A 16,404-nucleotide genomic window follows, 5' to 3' on the forward strand; every position below is an offset into this window, starting at 1 on the left:
CCTGCCCGGCTCGCTAGTAGTCCAGGCCGAGACGCTGCGCTTCGGAGGTGAGCTCGTCGGCGATGACCCGCCGGTCGGCGTCGTCGATGCGCTTGTAGGCAAGGAGGTCGGCGAGCAGCACGCGGCGACGGTTGCCGACACGTCGGTAGGGGAGCTTGCGTTCCTCGAGGAGCTTCACCAGGTACGGCCGGGAGACGTTCAAGATGTCCGCAGCCTGCTGGGTCGTGAGCTCAGCGTGCACCGGTGCGACGGTTACGGCGTTGCCGTTGGCGATCTGGGCGAGGATGTCGACCAGCAGCCGCAAGGCGTGGCCCGGGATCTGCAGGGTGGTGTCGGAGTCGTCGGCATTGAGCGAGACGGCGATCCCGGGAAGGTTGGGGTGTTGGCGGAGGAACCGTTCGAGGACATCGACGGCCTCAGCAGCCTGATTGGCTGTGGCCTCGTCGGGGACGGTGAGCTGGTGGTCGAGGAGCGCGGGCGCCACGGTCGGGTCTCCTAGCAGCGTAGGCAGGGTTGGTCTCTGTTCGAATCATACGCGCTATTCGAAACATTCGCAACAGCGCGCGCGTTCGAAACAAGGGGTATAGTCGAATCACAAGCGTGTAAGCATGATCCTTCCCCTGGAGGTGCCCGATGGCCTCATCGAACAACCGTCACGTCGTCCCGAACCCGAAGGGTGGCTGGGACGTCAAGGCGCCCGGCGCCAAGCGAGCGTCGGCCCACGCCCCGACCCAGGCTCAGGCCGAGCGGCGTGCGAAGGCGATCGTCTCTAACCAGGGCCGGCGGCGAGGTCCGTATCCATGGCAAGGACGGCCGCATCCGCGACTCCGACACCGTCGCCCCCGGCCGAGACCCCAACCCGCCCCGCGACACCCGGCACTAAGACTCGACGCGAGATGATGACGCCGGCTCGCTGTCGCACCCCTTCTGCATACTCGCGGAGGTGCACAGAGTGAGTGGACGAGTGGGCAAGGTGTCGCCCGATGAGAGGTTGAAGGTCTGGGTCCGGGCAGGCGGTCGGTGCGCGTTCTGCAACGTCTACCTCCTCGAGTCGGAGCTGACTCGGCGGCCTGTGTTGCTGGGCGAGGTCGCCCACAATGTCGCGGCGAGCGACGCCGGACCCCGTGGCGACGCACGGTTGTCGGCCAAGCTGCGCAACTCGGCTGACAACCTTCTGCTGCTGTGCGGGCTTCATCACCCGGACTCCGACAAGCGCGCTCAGCTCGACCTGCTCACCGTGGACCAACTCCAGGCCCTCAAATCAGACCAAGAACGTAGAGTTCGGCAAGCCACCGAGAGCGTCGGCCGCAAGCGGACCGGCCTCCTGCGGATGCAAGGCCACATCCGCGGGGCCACCGTTGATGTCGGACTGGAGGCAGCAACCGAAGCAGTGCTCCGATCCTCGAACCGGTTCCCCGAGCTGCCGCTTTCGTTCGACCGTCAAGGCGTCGAGATCGACCTCCGCCACGTGGCTGGCGAAACCTCCGCCGACGACACGTACTACAAGGCGGCTACTGCCCGGATCGACGAGGTCGTCAACCAGCTCCTGCGTCCCGCCGTCGAGAGCGGGGCTGTGTCGCACCTGAGCATCTTCGCCATCGCAAGGTTCCCGCTGCTCATCTACCTCGGCTCACGGGTCGACGACGCATTGACCGTCGACGTGTTCCAGCGCCACCGGGCCACCGAGAGTTGGGTGTGGCCCGAACCTGCCGCCGACGACCCCACCTTCGCCGTGCGCCGTGACCCACCGCTCGATGACGCGAACGACCACCCCGCAACCGAGGCGGTGCTCATCATCAACGCCTCGGGCACGATCCACCGGTCCGAGCTGCCAGTGTCAACCTACGAGCTACCTGCCTACGTCATCGAGGTCGAGCAGGGTGTGCCGCACACTGACACCGTTCGATCGCGAACCACCCGCGACTCAATCGAGTACGCGATACGCACGATGCTCGGCCAGCTCGAACAGGACGATAAGAGCATCCGCACTCTGCATGTGTTCGCCGCCGCACCCGTGTCGGTTGGCGTCACCCTCGGTCGATCCGTCGGCTGGGGCATACACCCCCGCCTCGTCGTCTACGACCGGCTCGACGATGGCACCTACCGCCCCGCCCTGGAGGTCACCACACCATGAGAATGACCGCGAGCTTCAACGCGTTCATGAGGAACACCGTCAACATCAACCAGACGCGCCTCAACAGCCTCGACGTCAGCGTCACAGCCATCTTCGACGCCTTGCAGGCCGACACCGAGATCGGCTTGATCGTGCTCGACTACGAACCTCAAGGTTCGTGGCCACACGAGACCATCATCAAGCCCGCCGATGGTGTCGAGTTCGACGCTGACTTCATGCTCGTGATGAAGGAGCAGGCCGACTGGGCTGACAGCCCCAAGAAGTACATCACCGCAGTCCATGGCGCGCTAGCTCGTCACGGCACGTACAGAGAACTCGTCCAACCGCCCAAGTGCCGCTGCGTGCGCGTCGTCTACGCCGGCGACTACCACGTCGACGTTGTCCCCTACATCGTGCTCGCAGATGGCCGCCAGGTCATCGTCAACGGCGACGACGACACGTGGGAGGACACCGATCCCGCCGGGTTTACAGCTTGGATGAAGGACAAGAACGACATCACCGGTGGACACCTCAAGCGGGTCATCCGACTCTTCAAGTACTTGCGCGACCACGAGGACAACTTCACCCTCACCCGCTCGGTACTCCTCACGGCCATGCTCGGCGAGCGCGTCGAATCCTCCAAGCTCGTCGCCGATCCCGACTACTACGGCGATCTGCCGACTGCCTTCTTCCATCTCATCACCGACCTCAACACCTGGCTCCAGGCGAACCCGACCAAGCCATCGATTGAGGACCCCTCCGGTGCGACGGATCCCGACGGTAACCCCGTCACGTTCGACCATCGATGGAGCAACGCCACCTACGCCGCCTTCCGCTCCAAGATTGAGGTACTCGCAGCTGCCACCAAGACCGCATACGAAGACGGCACGTCGATCGAGCGCAGCCTCGAGCTCTGGCAGAAGGTCCTAGGACCTGACTTCAAGCTTCCACCAAAATCAAATTCTGGGGCGAGTGGCGCCGGCGGCGCCGCGGCCGGCACCGCCGGGCTCACGACGGTCTCGTCGAGTCGCGGCGGCTGAGGAGCCGGGCGTGTCCGGCAAAGCGAAGGAGCGTCGCCAGAGGCGTCGGGCCCACGCCCAAGCCGCAACCGCGAAGCAACGCACGACCGGACAACGACAAGCGCGAGCCGAACTCCTTCAACTCGCCGACCGCCACCCGTCCATCCTGAGCGTGACGGACCTCCACGTCGGCAAGGGGGAGTTCAACGCTCGAGTGCGCATCGACACCAGACATATCGAGCGAGTCGCTGCCGGGCTGCCGATCGCGACTGATCATGAGGACATCGAGCTGTGGTTCGATGGCAACTACCCCAACAGGCCACCGATCGCACTCGTTACTCACGATCGATTCCTCGGGCACCCCCACGTTCTCCTCGGCCGAATCCTCTGCATCTATCTCGACACGGACCGTGAATGGCATCCCGCCCTCGGAGCAGGTGGTGTCATTGCCAGTCTCGTGCAATGGCTCCAAGACGCCGCAGCGAACCTGTTCGACGCCCGCACCGCTCTCTACCATCCCATCGGCGGTCTACCTCCAAGCCCACGAGCTGCTGGCACCGTCGTCATCCGCCAGTCCAACCACAGTCCGGCGCGACCCCAGATCGGGCGAGCAACGATCAAGCTCCGACATCCACGCCGCGCCGACCTTGTCCGCTGGTCGTCCCGAAGCGCTGAGGATCCTCGAGACACGACCGAAGCACTGGTATTGCGCACCAGCGCGGCCATGCCCTTCGGGCTGATCGGAGTTGAAACCCTGGGTGATCTGCTGACCCGCGTACAGCACGCCGACGGACCTGCGGCAACCGACGCACTCGCGGCAGCACAACGCCTCATCGCCCGCCTCGGTAAGCACCCACTTCGCATCTTCGTCGACGTCGCACATCCGACCGACCCGCGCCTCAGCTACATCGCGTCCGCTGCCGCTGTCGCGCCAATCCCCCTCGCCGTCGCCCTGCAGCCCCAGTTCCTCAACCAGCTTCCTGCCCTACCGATCGGATGGACCAACGTGTCTGACGAACGACCTGAAGTGGCCACACGCCGCGACTCACGACGACCCACCGCAGCCTTCACGGGCAAGTCCATCGAGCTCTGGGGCTGCGGGGGACTTGGTTCATGGATGGCCGAGTTCATTGCCCGCGCTGGCGCCCGGCGCATCGTTCTCCGCGACACCGGCGCCGTCACCGGTGGCCTGCTCGTCCGTCAGAACTACGTCGAAGACGACATCGGATTGTCCAAGGCCGATCAGCTTGCCATCCGACTTCGAGCGATCAGTGACGACATCGACATCGAAAGCGGTCCTGCGAACGCCCTTGACATCCTGGCCGACGGGTACACGGCCGACGCCGACTTACTGATCGACGCCACGATCAACGTCACTGTCGCCGCCCGCCTCGACGAGTGGCGGCGCGCAGCAACTTCGGCCCCACAGATCGCCCAAGTCGCTACCGACCCCCGAACGGCCACCCTCGGGCTTCTGATAGTCGCCGCGTCCGACATCTGCGTCGGACCCGCCACGATCGACGACGCCACCTGGACCGCAATCCGCGATGACCCAGCGCTGGAACGCTTCCATGGCTTTTGGACCACGCCGACCAAGGCCGACCAGCTCGTGCCAGCGCTCGGCTGTTCAACCCCTACCTTCCACGGATCCTCAGCGGATCTCGCATGCCTGGCCGGCTCCCTCGTCAGTCTCCTCGCAGCTCACCTCGCGTCCACAACAAGCGGCGCACACCTCATCGAGTCCAGTCACGCCAGAGGCGCGGCTGGTGGCGGGCACCACTTCATTGCGTTCCGATAGCCATGATGAACCCCGCCGAGGCGGCGATGCGCGCCTATCGACCAACCCCGCGTGCTGATCTGGCGGCCTGGCCAGTCTGCTCGTGTCGAGATCCCGTCGAGGAGCGGGCGGAACAGTGTCACACCCATTTCCTAGAGTCAGGTACGTGGAAAGCCTTGCGGGTGTCGACAGGGCCGCAGATGCCGTGCAGGTGAGGCGGTGACGACGCGGGATGCGTTGTTGCTCGCGTACGGTGAGGCCGCAAGTGCGCTTGAGGCGCCTGCCGTGCGGTTCCTCGCACGAAAGCAGGCAGCGTTTCTCGTAGCCGTGTTCCGGACTGCCTTCGGTTCGGACGTGTCTCAGGTTCAGACGCACGTGCTGCATCTCTGGGTGGAACAGGCGCAGGCAGAGCTCGCCGCCGAAGGACTCGAGGTACCCGCAGGGTCTGGCCGGGAGGTGTGTCGAGGGTGGATGCGCGACCAATGGATTCGACGGCTCACGTCCAGCGACGACGCAGAGGTGTACGTCAAGACGGCCCACGCCGAGGATGCCTTGACGACGATCGAGCGGAACATGCAGGAGCGGCCGCAGCTGTCAGAGTCGACGATCGCAACGGTGCTTCACGCTGCTCGTCAATGTGCGATGGACGCGAACCCGGATGCGCAGGTCCGGCTTGCTCGGCTGGATGAGCAGATCGCGGTCTTGCAGGCCGAGCGTGATCGGGTCGCGGGAGGCGGCGAAATCGATGTGGCCTCTGATGCTCGCATGCTCGAACGACTCGCCAACCTGAACCGGCTGCTCGCCGACCTGCCCGCTGACTTCCTTGCCGCAGCCGAGGCGATCGACGAGATCCATCGTGAGTTGGCCGACGCGTTCCGAGCGGATGACCGACCTGCGTCAACCGTGATCCGCGAGTACCTCAATCGGCTAGAGGCGCTCGGCGAGGACGCCCGAGCGGCAGCGTTCGTGGGGGCGTCGGAACTGTTCCGTAACGACGCAGCTCGCCAAGGGCTGCGCGATGACCTCGACGTGTTTCTCTCGCATCCGTTCACTCGGCAAGCTCGTCCCGAGCTGCTGGCGCGAGCACGGGGTGCAGTCCTACTGCTGCAGTCAGGTGTCGATCAGGTTCTGGCGCGCCGCCGCCGCGCCAGCGAGACGCTCCGTGCTCGTATCGAGCAGCGAACTGACCGAGACGGCGAGGTCCGAGCCCTCCTCGACGACATACGGGATCGGCTCATCGAGATCGGCCGGAGTGGGCAACGCTGGAACTCGCCGCCCGGCGTCCTTCCAACGGAGGTCGAGGTGGGCCACTTGCCGACCCGGTTCCACGACCCTAACGACCACATCCCGCCGCCTCCGCTGCACGACGCTGAGTTCGACGAACATGAGGGGAGCGGGCCGTCGTTCGAGGACCTGCGCCGCTATGGAGGACCGAGCTACAAGGCGCTTCACGATGCCATCGCCAGCCGTCTCGCCGACCATGGGATCGTGTCGGTCGCCGAGGTGTTCGCTGACCTCGATCCCGAGATGCGACGGCCCGTCGATCTGCTTGGGCTACTTCAGCTCGCCGGTGCCGAAGCCCCGGCAGGCGGGCGGATGACGCACCGGACGGTCCGCCCCGACGGCAGCGAGGTCAGTCTCAGCACCACAGATCTGTTGATCACCCACCTTGAGAACCAGCCATGACCGACGAATCACGGGACCTCGCGGCGTTTGCAGAGACGCCGGACGCCCTTGGCGGCGACGGCTCACACTGGGATGCGGCTGACGACGCCAACGCTGATGCTTCGGAGCGATTCGCCGGCGACGAAGGGACCTGGGCCCCTGCGCTCAGGGACGCAGTCGTGCATCTCTACAAACGACGCTTCATCTCGAAAGCTCAGCATCCGCAGCACTGGGACCCGTTGGTCCGAAATCTCCCACTGGTCCGCGCCGACCTGAACAACCACAACCTCACGCTGGTGATCGACACCACGAGAGAGGTGATGTTCAAGAAGCAGGCGCCGATCGAGGACGGAGCCCCAACACTGCTCCGAGACGTGAGCTACAGCCTCGAGGAGACCGCACTCCTCGTCCTGCTCAGGTCGCTGACGATGGACACTGCTGACCGCGTCGCCCGCGTTGACCACGCAGACCTGCTGACGACACTCTCTGAGTACCGACCCGCGCATGTCGCCGACGAGAAGGCCAAGGCTGAGAAGGAGGCACGAGCGATCAGGAAGATGATTGAGATCGGCATCCTCCGCCGAGACGCAAACGAGGAGGCCTACACGATTGACCGAGTCATCGAGGCTGCGTTGCCCTATGACACCCTCCTCGCCCTCCACGAAGTGCTGTACAACGCACCCGACTCGAACGGAAAGCCCGGCGAGTTCGATGACGAGGGCGATCAGTGAGCGCAACCGACGACCCGATCATCGACTCGCTCGACGACACCGACGAATCAGCGACGCAACCGGTTCAAGGCTGGCGAATAGCCCGGATGCAGGTCGTCAACTGGGGCGGATTCGACGGATGGCACGAGGTGTTGTTCGACCAGGCCGGAACGATCCTCACCGGCGGGTCAGGAGCAGGCAAGTCCACGCTGCTCGACGCCTACATCGCCGTCATGATGTCCGCCAAGGTCCCATTCAACAACGCCTCCAACGCCGGACGAGGACGCGCTCGAGGCGACGGCCAGCGCAGCGTCCTGACCTACGTCCGAGGCAAGATCGACTCCACAGTCGTCGACGGCGAGACCGTCGACCGGACCCTCCGGGGCAACACGAACGCCTGGGGCGCCGTCGCTGTCATGTTCGAACGCTCCCGCCCCGAAGGCGCTGACGACAGCTTCACCGCCGCGCGCCTGTGGCACATCCCTCGCTGCGCCCGAAGCATGGAAGATGTCCGTACCCGACTGGTCACCGCCGACGGTCCGCTCGACCTGCGAACAGCCGAGACCGACGCCGCCGAGCAGTTCGCAAACCTACGAACGATCTACGGCCCCAGTCTGTCAGTCCACTCCCAGCCGGGCTCGTTCGTCGCCCGCGTCTACCAGCGGCTCCACATCGGCAAGGCCGACAACGGCGAGAAAGCCATGAGCCTGCTCGCCAGCGTCCAAGCCGGCCGCTCGGTCCACGACGTCGTCGGCCTGTACCGAGATCTCGTCCTCGAGGAACCAGCAACGTTCGCAGCGGCCGAGTCCGCTGTGAACCACTTCACTGCCCTCGAAGCCGCCCACGCAGCGATGGTCGATGCGGAGAACCAGCAAACCACCCTCGCTCCGATCCGTGAGGCATACGCCGCTCGGGAGGCGGCGCTTGATCGTGTACGGGCGATCGGCGCGCTCGAGCTGGACTCACCCGATGGTCCGTTCGCCCGTTGGCAGGCGCGCACCGTTGTCGAACGCGCCGAAACGCAACTGGACGTCGCGTCGGATTCTCTGGCAACAGCCGGAGCAGAGGCCCGTGCCGCAGCAGCCAAGGAGAAGGCAGCGCTTCAACGGCGAGACGACGCCAGGACAGATCTGCAGAACGCAGTCGGCGATCTGCCACGACTCCTCGCCGAGGTGGCCGACTTCCGGGATGACCTCCGCAAGGCACAAGCCGCTGCCGGGCGACTCGCCGACACCGTCGCGCCTGCCGGGATCGACATCTCGACGATGGAGGGCTTCCTTGCCGCGCAGCGCGAGGCGGAGCGTCTGACCAACAGCACCGACCAAGTCGCGCAGAAGCTGGACGACGATGCAGCAGACCTCCGCAAGGAGGGCAGCGATCTCGTCAAGGATCGCAACGAACTGATTGAGGAGCGAGACGACCTCGCCAGACGCGGCGGCAAGATCAGCGGCGAAGATCACCGACTTCGCTGCGAGATCGCCGCGCTGATCGGAGTTGCACCCAACGAACTTCCCTTCGCGGCCGAGATTTTCGACCTCGCGCCTGAACACGAAGACTGGCGAGTCGCCGCTGATGTCGTCCTGCGTGGTTTCGCGACCCAGCTCGTCATCGACAGCACCACGTACGACCGCGTGCGAGACACCCTCAACCCGCATCGCTTCGCACGACGCTTCCGCTTCGTCGGCGCCGACACTGGCGTCGAGAGCCGCTTCGACGCCAGCCCAGGCACACTCGCCGAAGCCCTCATCGTCGACCGCGCAAGCCGATGGGCAGGGTGGCTCCACAAGCAGCTTCTCCGCGAGGCCAACCACCTCCGAGTCGACGATGTCACCGCACTCATTGGGGACAACACCCCACGCGTCACACGAAGCGGTCAGACCCGACGCGGCCAACGCGGCGCACACGGTGGCCACTCACGTCCGTTGATCGGCTTCGGGAGCGAGCAGGTGATCGCTGAACTCGACGAACGCATCAAGCAGATCGACACGCGGCTGGGCGAACTCGCGAACGAGGTGCGCGATGTGGAAGCGGCACGAAAGCTGCGACACGACCGCCGGGACGCGTTCCTCAGCGTCCGGGGCGTCACGTGGGATTCGATTGACGTCGAACTTGCGCGCGGCCTCCTCGAAGCCGCTGAGGAAGAGGTCGAACGAGCCAAGACCGCCAACCCGGATCTCGCCCGGCTCGAGGACGCGGCTCAAGAGGCCGACCGCCTGTGGAAGATCGCTAACACTGCGGCGCACGAGGCTGCCGATCGCGAGACGGACGCCAGGAACGAGGTTGGCCGACTTACCCAGCTGCTCGTCGACTACGGACCCCTCGCTGCGTCGACGCCGGAACTCCAACCTGAACAAGCGGCTCTGCTCGAGGAGAGCTGCTCGGTCGTCGGCTCGATTGATCTCAAGCAGATCGACACCAGCAGTCAGCGTGTATGCGGCGCGTTGCGCGAACGCCGTAGAAGCGCCGAAGGCGAAGCTGATCAACGAGCACGCCAACTGACCGCCACCTTCGAGACCTACGCCAATCGATGGCCGGATCCCAACCGTGGCACAGGGATCGCGTCGGCCCGCGAGTACCTCGCCATCCTGGACGCGCTCGAGACGGCCGGACTCGCGCAGGTCCGCGATGCCTTCCTCAACGCCGTCAACCGTTGGAGCGGCGACGACGTCAACGCCGTCCGCTCTGCGATGGAAACCGCCGTTGACGAGATCACCACGCGAATCAGTGCGATCAACCAGATCCTGTCCGGCATCCCGTTCGGACATCCGAACGCACCGAACGGCACAGCTAACGACCACTTGCTGATCCGAACCCGACGCTTCGAGCCCGACACCGTCTCGAAGTTCCGCAAGCGCCTCACCGAGCTCTCCGCCCCGGTCGTCGCCGAGGACGCAGCACACGCCGCCCGTCGCTTCGAGGCCTACCGGCGCCTGAACGCTGATCTCCAAAGCTCGGAGCGAGCCCTGCTCCTCGACGTTCGACGGCACATCCACATCACCGCCGAGCGCGTCACCCCCGATGGGACGGTCGTCGCCCAGTTCGACACCCTCGGCGGCAAGTCAGGTGGCGAAACGCAAGAGCTCATCGCCTTCATCGTCGGCTCCGCTCTCCGCTACCGGCTCGGTGGCGAGCCGACGCACGGACCGGCCTTCGCTCCCGTCCTCCTCGACGAGGCCTTCATCAAGGCCGACGCACTTTTCGCTGGTCGCGCGGTCAACGCTTGGAAGCGACTCGGGTTTCAACTCGTCGTCGCCGCCCCGGTCGACAAGTACCAAGCCCTCGAGCCCCACGTTCCGCGCACCCTGTTCATCGACAAGACCAACACCGGCCGCAGCCTGGTCCGAGTCATCGAGCGCGCATGAAGACGGTCCAAGACGTTCAAGGCCTCATCACTCACCGCCTCGAGAAGCACTGGGCCGACAGCGTCCTCGCCGAGGCCCGAGGCGATGTCGACCCTCGATGGCCGTGGACCGTGACCCTCACCAGCCTCAGCGGCCAGACGCTCAACGAACAATGGAGCGACGTCTGGCGCTGGATTCTTGCCTGGAACGCCTGGGCCCAGGCCAACGGTTGCACCCTCACGGTCGCGAACCGACGTGTCGGTGGCGCCACACGCTCGATCCCCACTCGCGTTGCCATCCCGGACATAGCGACGGCTGCCGCTGCATCCGACGCCGACTGGCCTGAACGGCTCGGTGCCGCGCGTAGGCGTGCCCGGGTTCTGCACGACGAGTTCCCCGAAACCCTCACGAGTGGTCTGCTGCGCGGAGCGGCCCAACTCAGCGATGTCGACTTCGATCTCGCACGTGCAGCGGCCGTCTGGTTCCGCCAGCACAACGCGGCAGGTCTCACCGCCCGACAAGTCCCAATCGCAGGACTCCACGCCAAGTGGCTCGACCGGAACATGCGCGTCGTCACCGGTCTCTCCGGGCGGACGGAACTTGGGCTCGTCACTCGTCCCTCACGGGTCCACTTCAGCTACCTCGATGGAGGCTGGATCCGACAGGGCAACCGACGCCGCGACTCGGCCGCCCTCGACGAACCGCACCAGCCCCCCGGCTATCAGCCGCAAGTGATCCTGATCACCGAGAACAAGGACTCAGCCCTCTTCTTCCCCGAGATCGCCGACGGCATCGTCATCGAAGGCAATGGCAACGCCGTGACCCGACTCGCCAGGATCCCCTGGATCGTCGCATGTCCCCGCATCTTTTATTGGGGTGACCTCGACGCTCATGGCCTGGTCATCCTCGACCGGCTCCGCAGCACCGGTATCGACGCCGAATCGATTCTCATGGACCAAGCCAGCCTCGACCGCTACGCGCCCTACGCCTCGCCAACCTTCGCCGACGGCAGCCCTCTCCCACAGGGCGCTCCAGCGCCCACGCCGTTCCTGACCGGCGCCGAACGGAACCTCCTCGAACGAATCACAGATCCGGCGTGGGAGGGGCCTCGCCGCATCGAGCAGGAGCGCATCCCGCTCGACACGGCCCACCGGGAACTCGTGCATGCGTTGGCGGCTGGGACGGTTCTGGCGCGAACAGAACGCGAACACGACGGGCGCACACGGGAGCCGACGGACGCACACGGCCGCACTCCAGCCGAGCGAGAAAGTAGCTCACTACCTGCGCTGACGCATCCGGGCACCGACGAGAGCGCACGTGACGCTGTCGGCTCATAACCCGAAGGTCGCAGGTTCAAATCCTGCCCCCGCCACCAAGGAAACACCAGGTCAGGGGCCCTTTCCGACGAGATCGTCGGGGAGGGTCTCTTGCCGTTTTCGGTCTGCTGTACAACACCAGCTGTTGTACAGCAGGTCCCCCGACCAGCGGTTGAGGACGATCATCGGGCCCGCTCCGACGACCGACAGCTGGTTGACCAGGACTTTCGCAGCGGAGGCCGTCTGGGAGCCGCTGATCGTCAGGCGAACGACGAGCTGACCTTCGGGTCGTCGACCCGCCGGTCTGGTGTTCGGTATCTGTGAGGGCTTGACATCGGCTCCCTGACGAGTCTGCTGCCTCGGGGCGCCGGCTTGGTCGGCGGAGCCCCGCACTCCGAAGGCGGCCGGGGATGTTGGAGCTTGGTCGCCGGCGGGTTCTCCGGATCGCGTGTGCGGTTTTGCGTGCATTTGCTGGGAGATATGTCGGACAGTGCGCGAGATGTGATCGACGTGGCGCGGCAGGGTCGGGAGTCGCCCGGTCAGGGCGTTGTGGTGCCGCGGTGGGCGCGTAGTCCGGTCCATGCGGTGTAGGCGGCGGCGGCTACGGCGAGGGCGGCGGCGATGAGCAGGGCGGGTGTCATGCCGTCGACGTAGGCGTTGCGGGCTGCGGTGACGAGTGGTTGTCCGTCGGGTCCGAGTTGTGCGGCGGTGCTGAGTGCGCTGCCGATGCCTTCTTTGATGCGGTCCGCGGTCTCGGGTGTGAAGGTGTTGGCGACGTCGGTGATGTTGGCGCGGAACTGGGAGTTGAGGACCGAGCCGATGAGGGCGATGCCCATCGCGGCGCCGATTTCGCGGACGGTGTCGTTGAGCGCGGAGGCGACGCCTTGTTTGTCCTCGGTGAGCGACGAGGTGATGGCGGTGGTGGAGGGGCTCATCGCGAGGCCGACGCCGGCGCCGATGAGCAGCAGGCCGGGGAGGATGGAGAGGTAGCCGCGGTCGGCGTCGGCGAGGAACGCGAGGAGGGTGAGGCCTGCGGCGAGGGTGAGCATGCCGGTGACAACTGTCCGTCGGTAGCCGATCCTGTGGGCGATGGTCGGGGCGACGGTGGACAGCGGCATCATCATCACTGCCATCGGGAGCAGGGCGGTGGCAGCGTGCAGGGCGGTGTAGCCGAGGACTGCTTGGAGGAACTGGACCAGGATCAGGAACAGAGCGAACATCAAGGCGAACACCACGAACAGGTTGACCGATCCGGTGGTGAGTCCTTCGTTGCGGAACAGTCGCACGTCGAGCAGGGGGTGGTCGCGGCGGAGCTCGACGAGGACGAACCCGATGGCGGCGGCGACGCCGATGATGAAGCCGATGATGGTGATGGTGGCGGTCCAGCCTTGTTCGGGGCCTTCTTGGACGGCGAGGACGAGGCCACCGACGGCGAGCACGGACAGGACGGCGCCGCCGATGTCGAACCCGGTTTCGATGTGTTCGCGTGAGTGGGGAACGACGAACAGTGTCGCGACGAGCGAGACGGCGGCGAGGATGACGGGCACGGAGAACACCCAGGGCCAGGTGGCGTTGTCGATGATGGCTGCGGAGGCGAACAGTCCGAGGATGCCGCCGGCACCAGCGACGCCTGCCCAGGTTCCGATTGCTTTGGCGCGTTCGGCGGCGGGGAAGCTGGTGGTGATCACCGACAGGGTGACGGGCATGATCATCGCGGCGGCGATCCCGGCGACGATGCGGAGCGCGATGAGTGGTTCGGGTGTGTTGACGAACGCGGAGGCGAGGTTGGCGGCGGCGAACAGGACGAGTCCGCTGACGAGGACGGGTTTGCGGCCCCAGCGGTCACCGATCGCGCCGATGGGCATGAGAAGTGCGGCGAGGGCGAGGGTGTAGCCGTTGATGATCCACAGCAGTTGGGACTGTGTTGCGCCGATGTCGGCCGCGAGTGCCTGTTGGGCGACGTTGAGCCCCGACGATGACGCGATCACGGCGATCAGCGAAATGCACATGGTGATCAAGATGAGGCGTCGTTGTCGGGCGTCGGCGACGGCCTCGTCGTCGGTGTGCGGGTCGACCGGGTCGAGCAGCACGGCGTCGTCGGGCAGGTGGTGAGTCATCGGTCGGGGGCCTGTCTGGGTTGGGGGATCGGGGGGATGCGGTCGAGGAAGGCGAGGACGGCTGTGGTGAACGCGTCGTTGTCGTCGCCGGCGACCATGTGTCCGGTGTTGGATACGTCGACGGCTGTGGCGTGGGGGACGGCGGTGAGGAACTCGTCGACGGTGTCGGGGCTGACCAGATCTGACATGGCGCCGCGCACGAGCAGTGTGGGGGCGGTGATGCGTCGGGCGCCGTCGAGGAGCTGTTCGGCCATCTGCCGGAAACGTTGTTCGCTGCTGGCGGGGTCGGCGTGCATGACATCGGTCTTGGAGGTGATGAATGCCGGGTCCCAGCGCCACACCCAGCGGCCGTCGTTGCGTTGGCGGAGCACTTTGGTGAGTCCGTCGACGTTGTCGGGTCGGGGCCGGTGCGGGTTGTAGGCGGCGATCACGTCGCCGGCGTCTTCGAGGGTGGCGAATCCGTCGGGGTGGGCCGACATGAACTGCACGACGCGGCGGGCTCCGTCGATCTCCATGCGGGGGGTGACGTCGACGAGCACGACCCCGGCCCACAGTGTCGGGGGTGCGATGCGGTGCGCGGTGAGCGCGGTCATGCCGCCCATCGACGCGCCCACGACGACGGCAGCTCGTGACCCGCAGGAATGGTCGCGGACCGCGAGCAGGTCGTGGGCGAGGTCGTCGGTGTCATAGCGTCCGGTCGGGTCCCAGCTGCTGTCGCCGTGACCGCGGGTGTCGTAGGCGATGACGTGGTGGCCGGCGGCGTGGATGGTGCGTGCGGTCTTGGTCCAGGCGTGACGGTTCTGTCCGCCACCGTGGAGCAGGATCACCGGCGGCTTCTGGTTGGCTGGTCGTGGGTAGACGTCGGTGACGAGGGTGACGCCGTGGTGGCCTGTGATGATGGTTGATTGGCGAACGCTCATGCGGGCTCCACGATCGGTGGTGCGGATGTCATCGCCGCCAGATCGCGCAGCGGGAGTTCGCGCATCCGGATCGAGATCACGAACGCGCCGACCATGACCACCGCGGCCACGGCGAACACGGTGGTGATCGATGCCGACAGCGCGCCGGTCGCCGCGCTGTGGAGTGGTTCGGGGAGCGCGGCGATGGCTCGCGGGCTGCGAGCGAGTGTGTCGGCGGTGACATCGGGTGGCAGGTCGACACCGACGAGCCGGTCGGCGAGTTCGGTGTCGAGGCGGCTGGCCAGGATGGTGCCGAACACCGCGACACCGATCGTGGAGCCGAGGGTGCGGAAGAAGTTGACGGACGCGGTGCCGGCGCCGAGGTCGCGCATCTCGACCGCGTTCTGCACTGCGATGGTGAGCACCGACAGGGTCGCGCCGACACCGACCCCGAGCACGATCATCCACAGCGACGACGCGACCCGCCCGGTCATGGGGTTCATGGTGGACAGCAACCACAGTCCGCCAGCGGCGACGATGGTGCCGATGGTCGGGTAGATCTTGTAGCGGCCGGTTCGGGTGGTCAGGCGACCGACCACGAGCGACGCAACCATCAGCGCCAGCATCAACGGCAACAGCAGCAGCCCGGCGTTGGTGGCTTGGCGTCCCTGGACGCCTTGGAAGAACAACGGCAGGTAGACGATCGCGCCGAACATCGCCGCACCGGCGAGGAACGCCATCGCCACCGACGAACTGAACCCGGGCCGGTTGAACATGCGCAGCGGGATGACCGGCTCCGCGACTCGGCGTTCCCACCAGATGAACACCGAACCGCCGACCACCGACACCAGGTAGAGCCCGACCGTGAGCGGTGAACTCCATCCGTACTCGTCACTGCTCCACGCGGTCGCCAACAACAACGCCAGCACCGACAACACCAGCAGCCCGGAGCCGGCAAAGTCGATTCGATGCCGGGTCCTGTGGAACGGCAGCCGGAGCACGACACCGGTGACGAACAACGCGGCGATCCCGATCGGGATGTTCACGTAGAACACCCAACGCCACGAGAAGTGATCGGTGAGCACTCCACCGATGAGCGGACCGAGCACGCTGGCCAACGCGAACGTGCCGGTCAGATAGCCGGTGTAGCGGCCCCGCTCGCGTGGTGGGACGATGTCGCCGACGATCGTGAACGTCAGTGACATCAACCCGCCACCACCGACGCCTTGCAGAGCGCGGAATGCGATCAGCTGCCCCAGCGTCTGCGACAGACCACACAGCATCGACGCCACGAGGAACAGCACGATCGCGGTCTGGTAGATGCGTTTGCGGCCGTAGAGGTCCGACAAACTTCCCCCACAACGGCATGCTCGCCGTCGACGCCAGCAGGTAGGCGGTGACGACCCACGACAGATGGTCGATGCCGCCGAACTCGTCAACGATCGTC

12 protein-coding genes and 1 pseudogene are annotated in these 16,404 nt (G+C 66.0%); 9 read left to right on the top strand and 4 right to left on the bottom strand.

The genetic code is table 11. From position 1 onward, the window contains the following. Window positions 1-13 precede the first annotated feature (13 nt). Complete coding sequence (locus ACE37B_RS14605) at window positions 14-484, bottom strand: helix-turn-helix domain-containing protein (protein ID WP_409924054.1); 471 nt, start codon at window positions 482-484, stop codon at window positions 14-16. Window positions 485-633: 149 nt separating this feature from the next. On the opposite strand from ACE37B_RS14605, the pseudogene ACE37B_RS14610 reads away from it, so the two are divergent. From ACE37B_RS14610 to ACE37B_RS14650, 9 genes and pseudogenes are all read left to right on the top strand, one after another. Then, window positions 634-717, top strand: a pseudogene (locus ACE37B_RS14610) (DUF2188 domain-containing protein); the annotation flags it as partial. Window positions 718-751: 34 nt separating this feature from the next. Further along, the gene (locus ACE37B_RS14615; RefSeq protein WP_409924055.1) at window positions 752-883 is read left to right on the top strand and encodes a DUF2188 domain-containing protein; all 132 of its coding nucleotides are present in this window, start codon (window positions 752-754) and stop codon (window positions 881-883) included. A gap of 69 nt (window positions 884-952) precedes the next feature. Continuing rightward, window positions 953-2,134 carry an HNH endonuclease gene (locus ACE37B_RS14620; protein WP_409924056.1) on the top strand — a complete coding sequence of 394 codons (1,182 nt, stop codon included), beginning with the start codon at window positions 953-955 and terminating at the stop codon, window positions 2,132-2,134. After that, entirely contained in the window at window positions 2,131-3,153 is a 1,023-nt protein-coding gene (locus ACE37B_RS14625; RefSeq protein WP_409924057.1) for an SMODS domain-containing nucleotidyltransferase, read from the top strand. Before ACE37B_RS14620 ends, ACE37B_RS14625 begins: the two co-directional genes overlap by 4 nt. A gap of 10 nt (window positions 3,154-3,163) precedes the next feature. Then, complete coding sequence (locus ACE37B_RS14630; RefSeq protein ID WP_409924058.1) at window positions 3,164-4,930, top strand: ThiF family adenylyltransferase; 1,767 nt, start codon at window positions 3,164-3,166, stop codon at window positions 4,928-4,930. 198 nt (window positions 4,931-5,128) lie between these two features. After that, the gene (locus ACE37B_RS14635; protein ID WP_409924059.1) at window positions 5,129-6,595 is read left to right on the top strand and encodes a DUF3375 family protein; all 1,467 of its coding nucleotides are present in this window, start codon (window positions 5,129-5,131) and stop codon (window positions 6,593-6,595) included. Beyond that, a complete protein-coding gene (locus ACE37B_RS14640; protein ID WP_409924060.1) occupies window positions 6,592-7,305 on the top strand; it encodes a DUF4194 domain-containing protein in 714 nt (237 codons plus the stop codon). Before ACE37B_RS14635 ends, ACE37B_RS14640 begins: the two co-directional genes overlap by 4 nt. Further along, on the top strand, window positions 7,302-10,646 hold the full coding sequence (locus ACE37B_RS14645; RefSeq protein ID WP_409924061.1) for an ATP-binding protein: 3,345 nt from the start codon (window positions 7,302-7,304) through the stop codon (window positions 10,644-10,646). Before ACE37B_RS14640 ends, ACE37B_RS14645 begins: the two co-directional genes overlap by 4 nt. Beyond that, the gene (locus ACE37B_RS14650) at window positions 10,643-11,962 is read left to right on the top strand and encodes a Wadjet anti-phage system protein JetD domain-containing protein (protein WP_409924062.1); all 1,320 of its coding nucleotides are present in this window, start codon (window positions 10,643-10,645) and stop codon (window positions 11,960-11,962) included. The genes ACE37B_RS14645 and ACE37B_RS14650 overlap by 4 nt, the downstream gene beginning before the upstream one ends. 518 nt (window positions 11,963-12,480) lie before the next feature. Here ACE37B_RS14650 and ACE37B_RS14655 read toward each other — a convergent pair. From ACE37B_RS14655 to ACE37B_RS14665, 3 genes are read right to left on the bottom strand one after another with little or no spacing between them, the layout of a single operon-like run. Continuing rightward, window positions 12,481-14,058, bottom strand: coding sequence for an MFS transporter (locus ACE37B_RS14655; protein ID WP_409924063.1), 1,578 nt, complete (start codon window positions 14,056-14,058; stop codon window positions 12,481-12,483). Continuing rightward, window positions 14,055-14,978 (bottom strand): alpha/beta fold hydrolase, encoded by a 924-nt coding sequence (locus ACE37B_RS14660; RefSeq protein WP_409924064.1) that lies wholly within the window; start codon window positions 14,976-14,978, stop codon window positions 14,055-14,057. Before ACE37B_RS14660 ends, ACE37B_RS14655 begins: the two co-directional genes overlap by 4 nt. Next, on the bottom strand, window positions 14,975-16,306 hold the full coding sequence (locus ACE37B_RS14665) for an MDR family MFS transporter (protein ID WP_409924065.1): 1,332 nt from the start codon (window positions 16,304-16,306) through the stop codon (window positions 14,975-14,977). The genes ACE37B_RS14660 and ACE37B_RS14665 overlap by 4 nt, the downstream gene beginning before the upstream one ends. Window positions 16,307-16,404: the final 98 nt, after the last annotated feature.

Origin of the sequence: Ilumatobacter sp. (assembly GCF_046290335.1) — a bacterium.
Lineage (GTDB): Bacteria > Actinomycetota > Acidimicrobiia > Acidimicrobiales > Ilumatobacteraceae > Ilumatobacter_A.